This window comes from Gordonia sp. KTR9 (assembly GCF_000143885.2).
Lineage (GTDB): Bacteria > Actinomycetota > Actinomycetes > Mycobacteriales > Mycobacteriaceae > Gordonia.
On record NC_018581.1, the window covers coordinates 81,061 to 94,701 of the forward strand.

The 13,641-nt window shown below is 67.1% G+C and carries 10 protein-coding genes; 4 read left to right on the top strand and 6 right to left on the bottom strand.

Annotated elements, in window-relative coordinates; translation table 11 throughout:
• The first annotated feature begins 276 nt into the window (after window positions 1-276).
• Window positions 277-1,179, top strand: a complete 903-nt coding sequence (locus tag KTR9_RS27205) for a hypothetical protein (RefSeq protein ID WP_014924855.1) — start codon at window positions 277-279, stop codon at window positions 1,177-1,179.
• A 205-nt stretch (window positions 1,180-1,384) separates the two neighbouring features.
• On the opposite strand, the gene KTR9_RS26780 is transcribed toward KTR9_RS27205, so the two are convergent.
• Entirely contained in the window at window positions 1,385-2,623 is a 1,239-nt protein-coding gene (locus KTR9_RS26780; RefSeq protein WP_014924856.1) for a DUF6461 domain-containing protein, read from the bottom strand.
• 212 nt (window positions 2,624-2,835) lie between these two features.
• Here KTR9_RS26780 and KTR9_RS01210 point away from each other — a divergent pair, with 212 nt between their 5' ends.
• The 3 genes from KTR9_RS01210 (at window position 2,836) to KTR9_RS01220 (ending at window position 8,303) form a co-directional block, all read left to right on the top strand.
• Entirely contained in the window at window positions 2,836-4,203 is a 1,368-nt protein-coding gene (locus KTR9_RS01210; RefSeq protein WP_014924857.1) for an MFS transporter, read from the top strand.
• 183 nt (window positions 4,204-4,386) lie between these two features.
• Window positions 4,387-6,114 carry a SulP family inorganic anion transporter gene (locus KTR9_RS01215; RefSeq protein ID WP_044505613.1) on the top strand — a complete coding sequence of 576 codons (1,728 nt, stop codon included), beginning with the start codon at window positions 4,387-4,389 and terminating at the stop codon, window positions 6,112-6,114.
• Window positions 6,115-6,785: 671 nt separating this feature from the next.
• On the top strand, window positions 6,786-8,303 hold the full coding sequence (locus KTR9_RS01220) for an ATP-dependent DNA ligase (protein WP_014924860.1): 1,518 nt from the start codon (window positions 6,786-6,788) through the stop codon (window positions 8,301-8,303).
• A 97-nt stretch (window positions 8,304-8,400) separates the two neighbouring features.
• Here KTR9_RS01220 and KTR9_RS01225 read toward each other — a convergent pair whose 3' ends face one another.
• The 5 genes from KTR9_RS01225 to KTR9_RS01245 all read right to left on the bottom strand — a co-directional run bounded on the left by KTR9_RS01225 (window position 8,401) and on the right by KTR9_RS01245 (window position 13,609).
• The gene (locus tag KTR9_RS01225) at window positions 8,401-9,285 is read right to left on the bottom strand and encodes an anti-sigma factor (RefSeq protein ID WP_014924861.1); all 885 of its coding nucleotides are present in this window, start codon (window positions 9,283-9,285) and stop codon (window positions 8,401-8,403) included.
• 70 nt (window positions 9,286-9,355) lie between these two features.
• A complete protein-coding gene (locus KTR9_RS01230; RefSeq protein ID WP_014924862.1) occupies window positions 9,356-10,162 on the bottom strand; it encodes a DUF1295 domain-containing protein in 807 nt (268 codons plus the stop codon).
• The gene (locus tag KTR9_RS01235; RefSeq protein WP_014924863.1) at window positions 10,159-11,490 is read right to left on the bottom strand and encodes a class I SAM-dependent methyltransferase; all 1,332 of its coding nucleotides are present in this window, start codon (window positions 11,488-11,490) and stop codon (window positions 10,159-10,161) included. The genes KTR9_RS01230 and KTR9_RS01235 overlap by 4 nt, the downstream gene beginning before the upstream one ends.
• Window positions 11,487-12,293, bottom strand: a complete 807-nt coding sequence (locus KTR9_RS01240; RefSeq protein WP_014924864.1) for a DUF1365 domain-containing protein — start codon at window positions 12,291-12,293, stop codon at window positions 11,487-11,489. Before KTR9_RS01240 ends, KTR9_RS01235 begins: the two co-directional genes overlap by 4 nt.
• Window positions 12,290-13,609 carry an NAD(P)/FAD-dependent oxidoreductase gene (locus KTR9_RS01245; RefSeq protein WP_193363214.1) on the bottom strand — a complete coding sequence of 440 codons (1,320 nt, stop codon included), beginning with the start codon at window positions 13,607-13,609 and terminating at the stop codon, window positions 12,290-12,292. Before KTR9_RS01245 ends, KTR9_RS01240 begins: the two co-directional genes overlap by 4 nt.
• Window positions 13,610-13,641 lie beyond the last annotated feature (32 nt).

Here is a 13,641-nt window from a genome sequence, read left to right on the forward strand (position 1 = left end):
CGTAATAACTCTGCAGGCCAGTTTGACGACGCCGCTGCGGGACCCCTTGGAGCTGACAGAGTATCGATTGTCGGCACTTGAAAATCACTGAAGTAGAGGTGGTTTGGATTCCAGGGCGCCTCATGGGCCGATGCCGGCCCGAGCCGGAGTCGTGCGCGCGCCTCAGCGATCCGGGCTTGTAAGGACGCGTGGTCCGGGACCCGGTGATAACGCCGCGCCGACACTGGCGGGCCGACTCCGACATTTCGGACGAAGGTCCTCTGTCAGGATAAATGTATGGGAATACAGTTCGATGCGTCGGGTTTCCGTCCAGAGCGTGTTCCGGGCCTATGGGATGACCTCAGGACCCGGTATGCCGACGTCGGTTTCACCACCGCGGTAGGCGAGCTTCGAACTCGAGCGACCAGTAACGGCACATCAATCGATGTGACCGCTAGTTTCACGATCGCGCCAGGAGATCGATGGCACGTAACCGACGATGCCGGAGAGGTGCACATTCAACAGGGACAGCGATGCTGGATTCGCGGCGCCCACGGACACCTCGAACCCGTAACCCGCGGGTCGGTCTTTTCCGCCGCGAGCAAATGGCGCGACGTCCATCCACACCCGCTACTAGGCAGTCCGGGTGACTGGCTATTCGACAATCCTCACGACTTCCACACACCTGCCGGCCCGCCGACTGAAACCACTATCGCCGGCCGCCCAGCATGGGACTTCCTCCTCCAACCCCCTCCCAACAAACCCAACCCGCTGAACGTCACCATGGACGCAGAGACAGGCGCCTGCCTGCGGATGCGCGGGCACGCACACGGTGACGAGCGACTCACTGAGATAACCCATATCGAGTTCAACAAAGCGGTCGACCCACACCGGTTCTTGCCTTCGGATCGGGTTGTCGAACCCGACTACCAGGATCAGCACATAGAGCAATTGGAACACCAGCGGGACCGCTACGCAGGTCTGAGGAAAGCGATCGACAATGCCGCCGAGGTCTTGGCAGTGGTTCAACACAGCACCGACCGCCCGTCAGCGGCGCACGAGCTCGCCGAGCTGCTAGCCGTGTCCAACGACGTCGCCGTGGACGTTCTTCGACAACCACTTCACCGGTTCACCTCCAAAGAGCGTAAGCAGGTCAACGTCCAGCTGGCTCGCGTAGTCCAGGCTCTGAGCTCCTATTAGGCAGATTGTCAGCGAGCTGAGCCGCCCTCTTCCAGGCGGATCGTCTCTGCTGCGTTGCGCTGTCGCCCTCTACGGCACTCCTTCCGCAGAAGGCGTCATGCGCGTGGTCGTCGCGGGCTTCATCGACCTCTGAACCCCCGCCCCTCGGAAGGACGCAGCCGAAGTATCGACGGCCCGTGTCGCAGCCATGCGAGGAATCCGGGCGTCAATCCGGGAGCGTGAACAGGTCCTCAGGGAGGCTTTCATCGAGGGTGACGTTGTTGAGTTCTTCTGTCCGGTTGCTGGTTTCGGCGCGTAGCGGGATGCCGGTGTGGGCATCGAACGCGACCGCCGTCGGGCCGCCGCCGTAGAAGACGGGTGGAAAGGCGAACTCCCACGCTCGACGGCCGTTGACCTCGGTGACCGTTCCCGAGCTGGTGGGATCGATCACCAGACGAAACGGGGTTTGCTGGTCCCATCGGGTGTGTATTCCTATCAACTGGTCGGGCCATGTGTGGGGGCTGTAGGGGCCGCGGTGCCAGTGCAGACCGGAACCGTTGCTCACCGAGAGCAGGCCGTCGGCGTCGACCTGCCGCATCCCCTCGAACGGCGAGTACCAGAACTCGACCTCGTGGCGTTCCTCGCTGTCGCCCTGGTCCTCGGAGAGCACCATCGTCGCGTGGACGGTCGTCTCGCCGGCCGACCGATACAGCTGGTGCACCTCGCTCCAGGTCGCCCGATCCCCCAGCAGCGGAACGCGTGGTGGCATTTCGTGGGCGAAGGGTGCCTGAGGCTCGGTCGTCGTCGGCACCAGAGCAACAGTGAACTCAGCGGTCTCGATCAGATCCTTGGTGACTGCGATCCCGGTCAGCCGTTCAGCGAGTGCGAAACTGGCTTCGATGTGAAAGAACTCGGCGCGTGGCTCGTCGGTCTCCTCGAGCTCGAACCCGCCGACGTCGGACATCAGGTCGAACAGCGTCGACGATCCAGCGGTCGGTATCGACCGGGCCCCGTCGAGGTCCGAGGTGGCGAACATCGGTTCAAACGAGATCTGTCGCTGCCCATTGCGCCACCAGACGAACTGGGAGTTCGCATTGACGTTGCTGAAGTGGCTGACGACCTCGTGGTTGTCGATGACGGGCTTGAACAGCTCGTCACTGACGCCGAGGTATTCGCTGTTGTGCTGGATTAGCAGCACCCACCCGCCGCCGATGTCAGCAACCCCCACGGTTTGAACAGTCTGCGACATCATCGGAGCCAGGCCCAGCAGCTCGAACTCCAGGGACCGTTTGCCGAACCCCTCGAAGCCGATCCCGCGGGTCCGTCGGCTGTAGGCGGAGAGGGCATCGAGGACGCCGGTGGCGGTGGCATCACGAATGAGGCTGACCACGTGGCCGTTTGCCCGCCAACCAGCGAATTCGTCGTCGTCTTTGAACCACAGGTAGTCCCGGTAGGTTGTCGTCACGCTCCCACCATCTCAGACGTTCCTCCAGGGTGGGCCCATCCAGTACGAGAGCCCGAGATCTGTAGTTTCGCGACGACCGGTACCGGTCGTGGCCGGCCGCGACCGACCACGATTCAGAGCCCGACGGCTCCCCGGATTGTCCAGGTCCGGCGCTCAGGAATTCCTCAGGGGTCGGAGCTCGGGCGCCGATCCGCAGGCGTAACGTCGCGCGAATGAGCGATTCCGCGGTCCGCAACATCGACCACCCCGATCAGGCGCCGGTACCCCGCAGCCGCATCGTGGTCGCGTCCATGATCGGGACGAGCATCGAGTTCTTCGACTTCTACATCTATGCGACGGCCGCGGTTCTGGTCTTCCCGGTGCTGTTCTTCCCCAAGGGCGACGACACCGCGGCGCTGCTGTCGTCGTTCGCGACCTTCGGCCTCGCGTTCGTGGCGCGGCCCATCGGCTCGATCCTGTTCGGCCACTTCGGAGATCGGGTCGGGCGCAAGGCGACGCTCGTCGGCTCGCTGCTCACCATGGGAATCGCGACCTTCGTGATCGGACTTCTGCCCACCTACGACTCCGTCGGCTACCTCGCGCCCGCGCTGCTGGCGCTCATGCGCTTCTGCCAGGGCCTCGGCCTGGGCGGAGAGTGGTCTGGCGCAGCGCTTCTCGCGACCGAGACCGCGGAGAAGGGCAAACGCGCGTGGGCGGCCATGTGGCCGCAGCTCGGCGCACCGATCGGCTTCTTCTTCGCCAACGGCACCTTCTTGCTGCTGATACTCGCACTCGACTTCGACGCCAAGACCGCCGCGTCGAATCACGCCTTCATGACCTGGGGTTGGCGAATCCCGTTCCTGGCCAGCGCCATCATGGTGGCGGTCGGGCTGTACGTCCGGCTGAAGCTCACCGAGACGCCGGTCTTCGCCAAGGCTGTCGCCGACGGCAAGAAGGTCAAGGCTCCGCTGACCGAGGTCGTGAAGACCAGCTGGCGCCCGCTCATCGCCGGCACGTTCATCATGGTCGCGACCTACACGCTGTTCTACATCGTGACCACCTGGGTGATCTCCTACGGCACTGGCAAGGTGACCGATGAGTCAGGCGTGAAGCTCTCGATCAGCTACGTCGACTTCCTTCAGCTGCAGCTCGTCGCGGTCCTCTTCTTCGCCGCCTGCGTGCCGATCTCGGGGCGTCTCGCCGACCGGTACGGCCGTCGCGCCTTCCTCATCGTGATCACCGCGGCGATCATCGTGTTCGGCCTGTGCTTCCAGTGGCTGCTCGACCCGTCGTCGATGACCGACGGCATGATGCTGTTCTTCCTGATCCTCGGAATGACGCTGATGGGTCTCACCTTCGGGCCGATGAGCGCCATCCTGCCCGAGCTGTTCCCGACGAACGTGCGCTATACCGGCTCGGGAATCGCCTACAACGTCGCATCGATCCTCGGCGCCGCCGTGGCCCCGTTCATCGCCACGTGGATCGTCGCGGACTACGGCGTCGGCTGGGTGGGTGTCTACCTCGCCATCGCCGCCTGCGCCACCATGATCGCGCTGCTCAGCGTCAAGGAGACCAAGACCGTCGACCTCACGGAGGTCTGAGCCGCGCCCGCGGCGGGCTTGGAAAACGTATCGCTGTCGGATGCGCCGCGTTGGGGCACACTGACCGTGGATGCCGTGCGCATGCGGGGCAGCTGGATGATCCGGGCACGTCGGTGGCGGAGGTTGGTCTGTGAGTGGTTCGGCTCGGAGGTCGGCGCCGTCTTCGCGGATTGACCCCGGACGATGACAGCGCGGCGTCCGACGGGAGCAGTGTTCAGTTCCCTGCGCAATTATCGGATGGCCTACCTGCGCCCCGACGTGGTTGCCGGGCTGACGGTGTGGGCGGTCCTGGTACCCGAGGCCCTCGCGTACGCGACCATCGCCGGTGTTCCGGCGGTGGTGGGTCTGTATGCCGCTGTCCCGGCGCTGGTGCTCTACGCCGCCGCCGGCAGCTCACGTCATCTGGTGGTCGGGCCGATGTCGGCGACCGCTGCGTTGTCCGCGGCGACCGTGGGCCCGATCGCCGGAGACGATCCGCAACTCTTTCTCGCCACCACGGTCGCACTGTCGATCACCGCCGGGCTGGTCGCGCTTCTCGCCGGCGTCCTGCGGATGGGGTTCATCGCCTCGTTCATCTCCGAGCCGGTCCTCAAGGGATTCATTGTCGGGCTCGCGCTGACCATCATCATCGGTCAGGTCCCGAAGCTTTTCGGCGTCCCGAAGGGCGCGGGAAACTTCTTCGAACAGGCCGGTTCCCTCCTCACCCATCTGTCGGAATGGAACTGGCGCACCACGATCATCGGCGTGACCAGCCTGGTCCTGGTGTTGACGATCCGGCGGTGGCTACCGCTGGTTCCCGGATCACTGGTGGCGGTCTTGGGTGGTATCGGGGCCGTGTGGCTGTTGGGTCTCGATGACTCCGGTGTCGACATCGTCGGTCAGATCGACCCCGGCCTGCCCGAGCTGGGATTGCCGTCCGGGATGTCGATGGACCAGTACCTCGAACTGGTGGGACCCGCGGCCGGGATCGTGCTGATCGGTTTCGCCGAAGGCCTCGGCGCAGCCAAGACATACGCCGCCAGAGCCGGATACACCGTCGATGCCAACCGTGAGCTCATCGGTCTCGGGGCCGCGAACGTCGGCTCCGGTTTGTGCTCGGGGATGGTCGTCAACGGCAGCTTGTCGAAGACAGCTGTCAACGGGGGTGCCGGCGCGAAGACACAAGCGAGCGGGCTCGTCGTCGCCGTACTGACCGTCCTGACGCTGATGTTCCTGACCGGTCTGTTCGAGAAACTCCCCGAGGCGACCTTGGCCGCGGTGGTCATCGCGGCGGTGGTCGAGCTCGTCGACCTCGCTGCGTTGCGGCGCCTGTACCGGGTGTGGACGGGCCGATTGGGCACGATCTACGGCCGCGCCGCTCGCGCCGACTTCATCGCCGCCCTCGTCGCGTTGTTCGGTGTTCTGGTCTTCGACACCTTGCCCGGCCTGATCATCGGCATCGCCGCGTCCATGCTGCTGCTCCTCTACCGGGTCTCGCGGCCGCACGTGGCGACCGTGGTCAAGGACGGAACCCGCTGGGTGGAGACCACCGACGAGGCGGACCCCCGGCACGTCGAGGGCGTGGCGGTCATCCGCGTCGAAGCGGGATTGTTCTTCGCCAACGCCGACACCGTGCGCGATCGGATCTCCGACCTCGCCACCGGAGACACCCGCGCCATCGTCCTGGACGCCGAGACGTCACCCTTCATCGACGTCAGTGCCGTTACCATGCTCGTCGAACTCCATGACGCGCTGTCCGGCAGAGGTATTCAATTCGCGATTGCCCGTGAGGTCGGACAGTTCCGGGACGTCATCGGCACTGCGGCGCCGGACAGTGCGCTGCAGGTCTTTCCGACCGTTGCCGAGGCGCTGACCGCTCGGGCGCGGGGGAGACCCGGTCCAGCGACACCGCCAGAGCCGAACGATCCGTAGATACGTGGATACGTGACGCGGGACGGGGCACGCACTGTCGATCGAGACCCTGCGCACGGAGCTGATTTGCCAGCGCGCGGTCCAGAGCTACCTGTGGTCGCTTCCGGCCATCAACATCTAGGCGAACTCCAGAGGGTGAATTCGGGCCCGAGATCTCGCCGGCAAGAACGGTACTCGCAGTTATTCGCCGAATGGGCCTGGTCTTCGCGGGCTGGTGTCGGGAATGGGAGAGCGTCGAAACCCGTTGTGTTGCGCGTGTACGACTCCCTCGCTCCCGCCTGCTACATCGCTGACTGCCGCCGCAGTGCCACACATTGGGGCCGTGTGACCCCGAGTGGGACCTCTCCGGAGATGTCGGTACCGCTGTGCGGCGATCACAACGTCTCCGACCTGATCAGCACGTGCGCGTCCTGATCTGACGAACCGCGCGCTCCCTGGTCCAGACGAGCGCGGTGGCGCGTGCGAACGCACGCTGTGTGCGACCTCGAGTTCGCTCCGCGATACTCGAGCCGGTTTGGTGACTGGTCACCAGATGCGACGACCCGGTGATCGAGTACGCCCGAAGTGCTCGCGAGGTGATCGGTACGACTCGTCACGCACCGAGCCGGATTGTCGGACGCCCGGCGTACCGTCGAACGGATGAATGCTCGTCCGACAGGTGGTGAGACGGCGTGAGACTGATCGATGTCGTCGAGACCTCCGCTGACGTCGCACGCGATCGGTCGCGGACCCGCAAGACGGCGGTGCTGGCCGACGCGCTGACCGCGGCGACAGATGCGGAACTCCCGATCGTCGTCGCCTGGCTGTCGGGCGAGATACCGCAGGGCAGGCTCGGCGTCGGTTGGCGGTCGCTGTCGAAACTGATGGCGCCACCGGCCAATTCGCCGACGCTGGAGGTCGCTGCGGTCGACGCGGCGCTCGGTGAACTCGCGTCGGCGTCGGGCCCCGGTTCGACGAAACGTCGTGGCGAGATCATCGCGTCCTTGTTCGCGGCGTCGACCGAAGCCGAACAGAAGTTCCTGGTCGCACTGCTCACCGGCGAGTTGAGGCAGGGGGCTCTCGCGGGTGTCATGACCGACGCGATCGCGAAGGTCACCGGGCAGGATCTGACGCTGGTGCGCCGGGCGAACATGCTGACCGGTTCGCTGCCGGAGACCGCGGCGCTCGCCCGGTTCGGCGCCGACGCGCTGGCCGGGGTCGGCCTGCAGGTCGGGCGCGCCGTCGAACCCATGCTCGCGACACCCGCCGAGGACCTCGACTCCGCGCTGGCTCTCCTCGGACCCGACCTCGTCGTCGACTACAAACTCGACGGAGCGCGCATCCAGGTGCACCGCAAGGGAACCGAGATCTCGGTGTTCACCCGCACGCTGCGCGACGTGACGGCCAACGTGCCCGACCTCGTCGCGGTCATCGCCGCGTTGCCGTGCGACTCGGTGATCCTCGACGGGGAGACGCTGATGCTCTCCGACGACGGCCGGCCCAGATCCTTCCAGGACACGATGAGCCGATTCGGTTCCGGACCGACCGCCGCCGGCGAACCCGAACGTCTGCTCAAGCCGTTCTTCTTCGACTGCCTGCACCTCGACGGCACCGACCTCATCGACCGCCCCCTCTCCGAGCGGCTCGCGGCGATCGACTCGATCGCCCCGCACCTGCGGATCCCCGCGGTGACCCGGCCGGACCTCGAGGAGGCGCGCCGCCACTTCGACGCCGCGATGGCCGACGGACACGAGGGCGTGATGGTGAAATCGCTCGACGGCCTATATGTGGCCGGCCGCCGCGGAAAGGCGTGGCAGAAGGTCAAACCGACGCACACGTTCGATCTGGTGGTGCTCGGCGCCGAGTGGGGCTCGGGGCGGCGGTCGGGATGGCTGTCGAACCTGCACCTCGGCGCCCGTGATCCCGAGACGGGTGAACTCGTGATGGTCGGGAAGACGTTCAAGGGTCTGACCGACGAGCTGCTTCGCTGGCAGACCGAGGAGTTCCCGAAGCACGAGACGCACCGGGACTCGTACACCGTGTACCTGCGTCCCGAGATCGTGGTCGAGATCGAACTCGACGGTGCTCAGCGCAGTTCGCGGTATCCCGGAGGCGTCGCGCTGCGCTTCGCCCGCGTGGTGCGCTACCGGCCGGACAAGACGCCCGGGCAGGCCGACAGCATCGAGGCGATCCGCGCGCTGCTGAAGTGAGGTAGCCCTTCGTGGCTCGTCGCTTGCGCTCCTCACACCTCAGGGATCAGTGGTTTGTGGTTCCCTCGGATGAGGGACCAGCGGTTGGTATCTCTTGTCAGGTCAGCGACAACTGTGCGACCGGGGTGGTGGTGGGTCGGTCCGAACCACCGGGCGGTTCCACGGTGAACGCGAGGGTCGAGGCGGAGTTGATCCCGGACAGGACGGCGGTGGTGACCGGTTCGACGTCCTTGTCGGTCATCGTGCCCGCCGAGCGCGGACCGTCCGGCCCGATGAGCCACATCTGATAGACGGTCCCCGGCTGGGGCGGCGGGACCGAATCCATCACCAGCACACCGGTGTCCGCCGACTTCGCGAGATAGACGGTGACCTTCCCGGTCGCGACCGGACCTCCCGTCGACCGTAGGTCTTCCGCGGAGAAGACCTGCTCGGCGGGTGAGGCCAGCGGCCGCACCTCCGGTTCCGGCGAACTCGACTGTCCGATGACCCACCCGGCGGCGCCGATGGCGACGGCGAGTACCGCCGCGGCGGCGAGATACGTCCAGCGGCGTCGTGGTCGTCGGTCATCCTGTTCGGACTCGGCGGCGATCGACGTGGAATCCTGCTGTGGGACAGCAGATTCCCGGGCAGCGGGCCCGGATGTGGGCGGCTGGTCGGACGTCTCGACGGTCCCCACGCCGACGGACGGGTCGGCGTGCGGTTCCGTGGTGTCCGGCCCATCGAGACCGGCATCGGCACGCGCGGCGGAGAGGATGCGGTCGCGCAGTGTCGGCGGGGGCGGGGTCGCGGTGGTCTTGCTGATCGCGGCCATCGCCTCGCGCGTCGCGCGGACCTGCTTGTCGAACAGGGTGCGGAGATCCTGCGGCGCCGCCGCGACCCGAGTCTGGACGTCTCGCAGTTCGTCGTCGGACAGTGCATCGAGCGCGACGAGCGGGGCCATCTCCAACAACTCGGCAGCGTCGGGATCGAGATGGTCGGTCATCACGTACCTCCTGCCGTCGTCGTCGACCTGAATGGGTGGTCCACCGGGCTCGCCCGCCGGTGGGCGGGTGTCACGTGCCCGCGCGCGTCCGGGGACGAGGGGGCCGCGGCAAGAAGTATGACGTGCGCTGCTGGTACTCGCGGTATCCGGGCCGTCGGCTCATCGACTTCTCGAGCAGGCGGGCACCGGTGGCGTAGACCAGGAAGTAGGTCATCGCGAGCGGCGACAGCACCGTGAGCACGCCCGGCCACGCGCTCGCGACGATGAGCCAGAGCCCCCACCAGACGCACGAGTCGCCGAAGTAGTTGGGGTGCCGCGTCCACGCCCACAGACCCCGGTCCATGATCGTGCCCCGGTTCGACGGGTCGGCCTTGAACGCGCGCAACTGCGCGTCGCCGACCGCCTCGAAGGACACGCCGAGCACCCACACCAGCGTGCCAAGGATCATCACCGGCAGGAGGCCGGCGGACTCGGTCACCGCCGACACCTGCAGCGGTAGCGAGACGAACCATTGCGACGCCCCCTGGACTCCGAAGATCTTGCGCGCGACGGTACCGAGGCCGGTACCACCGGATCGTTCCAGCAGGTCCACGTATCGCGGATCCTCGCCCTTGCCCGCGGACTTGGCGTGCATGTGCCACGACAACCGCACGCCCCACACCGTGACGAGGACGGCGAGCAACCAGTTGCGCAGCGGGTCACCGCCGCCGAGCAGCAGACCCAGCCAGGCCACGCCGACGAATCCGAGCCCCCAGGCGACATCGACGACGTTGTAGCGGCCGATACGGTGACCGACGGCGAAGGTGGCGGCCTGCAGTACCGCGAGGAACACCAGGCTCGCCACCGTGATCGTGAGGAAGCCGGACCATCCGGTCATCGCGGTGACCGGCCCGTCGGACCGTCACCCGTGCCGGCGACTTCGCGGGTGAAGAGGAGCTGATGGACGTCGAGGTACCCGGACCGGAAGCCCGCCTCGGAGTACGCGAGATAGAACTGCCACATCCGCAGGAAGGTCTGGTCGAAGCCGAGGCGCAGCACCTCGTCGGCGTTGCCGCGGAAGCGTTCGCGCCACAGTCGGAGCGTCTCCGCGTAGTGCCGGCCCATGGCACCGGTCTCGGTGAGGCGTAGGGAGGTGGAGCCGGCGGCGACCGCTCGCAGACCGGGAATCGACGTCAGTTGTCCGCCCGGGAAGATGTACTTGTGCACCCAGGTGTAGGTGTTGCGAGAGGCCATGAGCCGGTCGTGGGGCATCGTGATCGCCTGGACGGCGACGCGTCCTCCCGGTGCGAGGACCCGATCGATGGTCTGGAAATAGGCCGGCCAATACCTCTGGCCGACGGCCTCGATCATCTCGACCGACACCACCGCGTCGTAGGTACCGTCGACCTGGCGATAGTCGAGCAGGTCGATCTGCACGCGGTCGGCGTGGCCGGCTGCCTCGACCCTCGTTCGTGCGAGGTCGCGTTGCTCGGAGGACAGGGTCACCGATCGGACGGTGGCGCCGCGCGCCGCGGCGCGCAGGCACAGTTCTCCCCATCCGGTGCCGATCTCGAGCAGCCGGGTGCCGGGCCCGACTCCGGCCAGGTCGAGGAGCCGGTCGATCTTCCGATGCTGTGCGGTGGCGAGGTCGGACCATGCGGGCCGGTCCGAACCCCGCAGCGGCTGGTCGAACAGAGCGCTCGAGTAGCTCATCGTGTCGTCGAGGAAGGACGCGAACAGATCGTTCGACAGGTCGTAGTGCCGGGCGATGTTGCGTCGCGTGTTCGCAGCCGTGTTGTGCTCGGACAGTGGATGTTTCGGGAGCGCGGCCGCCCGCAACCACTGCAGCGGCCGCGGGACGAGATCACCGGGGCGTTCGGCGAAGGCGGTCAGGACGCCGACGAGGTCGTCGGTGGTCCAGTCGCCGGCCATGAACGCCTCGCCGAATCCGATGAGTCCCCCGGACCCGATCCGGCGCCAGAGTGCATCGGGGCGGCGGACGATCATCCGCGGCTGCACGACGGAGTGACGGAGTCCTCCGAGAGTGCCATCCGGGTATTCGATCCGGATGTCGAGACGGTCGGTGGCCCGGCGGAACAGATGCTCGGCGGCCCGGGCGCGCGTGGACACCGTTCGTCCCACGGGCGGAGCGGCGACGTCGGGCCAGCGCGTGCTGTCGACGGACGCGTGGTCGGGTAGGCCGGGATGGCGGATGGGGATGCTCATCGAACCTTCTCCTCAAGTGCGATGGTGGTGGAAACGGGGTGGTCGGGTCGGGGGACAAGGGGCAGACGGCGCGCCCAGAGGGCGATTCCGTGACGGCGGATCCGCGCGGCGACGACGATGGGTGCCAAGGGCGTTCGCAGCTGCGCGGACAGGACGGACCGGGGTGTCGCGGGGGTCGTCGTACCCGACAGGGACGCGACGAACGGGCGGTGGCCGGGACGTTCGAGGGTGACCGACAGCGCGACGCACCGCCCGGCCGGCTCGGGCAGCCAGAGGCGGTATCGGCCGTCCACCGGGTTGAACGGCGAGACGTAGAACTCCTTGTCCACGTCGGCCCGGCCGGCGGCGTCGGTGTGCACGACGTAGCAGTGCCGCTGCCCATAGGTGTTGTGGACCTCGGCGACGACGTAGACGAGCCGGCCGTCGGCGTCGTGGCACCAGAAGACGCTCAGCGGATTGAACACATAACCGGCCACTCGCGGTGACAGCAACGCGGTCACCCGTCCGGCCGGTGGCTCGACGCCCGCCCCACGCAGGTGCGCGTCCAGCCGATCCCGAAGTGTCGCACCGGGAGTGGCGGGCTCGGGAAAGTGGTCGTCGGGGCGGAAGCGGGCGAACGGACGCAACGCGCGCGGCAGCGTGGGGAGGGCATCGAGGTCGATGAGCCACGACGTGGTCCGGTAGGTGAACGCGTGTCGCAGCGGCGTGATCCGCGAGTGCCCGATCTCGGCGTCGACGAGTGCCGGCAGGGCCGGTGCGGTCGATGTCGTGGAAAGGGGTCTTTCCGTCGGCGCGGTGCTCATGCCGGCACCGGCGGGGTGGTCTGCTCCCAGCTCACCCCGAGACGCGCCGCCGCACGGGCGCCCGACGCCGCGCCGTCCTCGTGGAAGCCCCACCCGTGGTAGGCGCCGGCGAAAGCCAGCCGATCGGTCCCGATGTCGGCCAAGCGGGACTGCGCGGCAACGGATTCGGTGGTGTAGATCGGGTGCTCGTACTGCATCTCGGCGTGCACCGTCGACGGGTCCACGAGGTCCGTCCGACCAAGGGTGACGAGCATCCGCGGCGCGGTGTCGGGTAGACGCATCAGCCGGGTCAGGTCGTAGGTGACCGCGATCTCGGACGCCGACGAATCGTTGCGGATCTGGTAGTTCCACGACGCCCATGCCCGACGGGCCCGTGGCATCAGCGAGGTGTCCGAGTGCAGCACAGCAGGTTTCGGCAGGTACTGGATCGCGCTCAGGACTTCGCGCTGCTGGGGTGTCGGAGCGGCCAGCATCGACAACGCCTGGTGCGGATGGGTGGCGACGACCGCGGCGTCGAACATCTCGACCGGAAGCTCGCCGACGCCGACCTCGACGCCCGCATCGGTCGTCGCCACATGCCGGACGGGCGAACCACGACGAATCCGCCCACCACGTGTGGCGATTCCGTCGGCGACCGCCTCGACGTAGCGGATCGACCCCCCGGCCACCGTTCGCCAGGTGGGCGAACCGAAAACGGTGAGCATGCCGTGATGCTCGAGGAACGCGAACAGGTAGCGCGCGGGATAGTCCGCAGCGGTCTGCTCATCGCACGACCACACCGCGGCCACCAGTGGCAGCAGGAAGTTGTCGCGGAAGTACTCGGAGAAGCCCTCGCGCTCGACGAAGTGTGCGAGAGGCACGTCGGCTCGCGGATCGTCGAGCACGCGACGTGCCGCGCGATGGAACCGCACGACCTCGCCGAGCATCACCAGGTAGCGCCCACGGGTGAGATTGCGCGGAGTCGGGAACAGTCCCGACGCCCCGAGCGCGCCCGCGTACTCGAGGCCGGTGACCGTCGACGACACCGACATCGACATGTCGGTGTCGAGGGTGGCCACACCCAGCTCGTCGAACAACCGGATCAGCGTCGGATAGGTGCGGTCGTTGTGGACGATGAAGCCCGAGTCGACGGCCAGCGGACCGGACGGCAGGTCGAGCAGATGCGTGTGCGCATGACCACCGAGTCGCGAATCCGCCTCGAACAGGGTCACCGTCGCCTGCATGGACAGGACGTGGGCGGCGGTCAGGCCCGCAACTCCACTGCCGATCACGGCGATGGATCTCGGCCCCTCGTCGGGGCCGGTCGTGAGTGTCATGCCCGCTGTTCGGATCCGACGGCGCGTCGGAT

Excerpts from the sequence above, each read along its gene's own strand:
- KTR9_RS01230 (WP_014924862.1), bottom strand. The coding sequence starts at position 10,162 with ATGACCGGATGGTCCGGCTTCCTCACGATCACGGTGGCGAGCCTGGTG.
- KTR9_RS01225 (WP_014924861.1), bottom strand. The coding sequence starts at position 9,285 with ATGACCGACCATCTCGATCCCGACGCTGCCGAGTTGTTGGAGATGGCC.
- KTR9_RS01240 (WP_014924864.1), bottom strand. The coding sequence starts at position 12,293 with ATGAGCACCGCGCCGACGGAAAGACCCCTTTCCACGACATCGACCGCA.
- KTR9_RS01210 (WP_014924857.1), top strand. The coding sequence starts at position 2,836 with ATGAGCGATTCCGCGGTCCGCAACATCGACCACCCCGATCAGGCGCCG.
- KTR9_RS27205 (WP_014924855.1), top strand. The coding sequence starts at position 277 with ATGGGAATACAGTTCGATGCGTCGGGTTTCCGTCCAGAGCGTGTTCCG.
- KTR9_RS01245 (WP_193363214.1), bottom strand. The coding sequence starts at position 13,609 with ATGACACTCACGACCGGCCCCGACGAGGGGCCGAGATCCATCGCCGTG.
- KTR9_RS01215 (WP_044505613.1), top strand. The coding sequence starts at position 4,387 with ATGACAGCGCGGCGTCCGACGGGAGCAGTGTTCAGTTCCCTGCGCAAT.
- KTR9_RS01235 (WP_014924863.1), bottom strand. The coding sequence starts at position 11,490 with ATGAGCATCCCCATCCGCCATCCCGGCCTACCCGACCACGCGTCCGTC.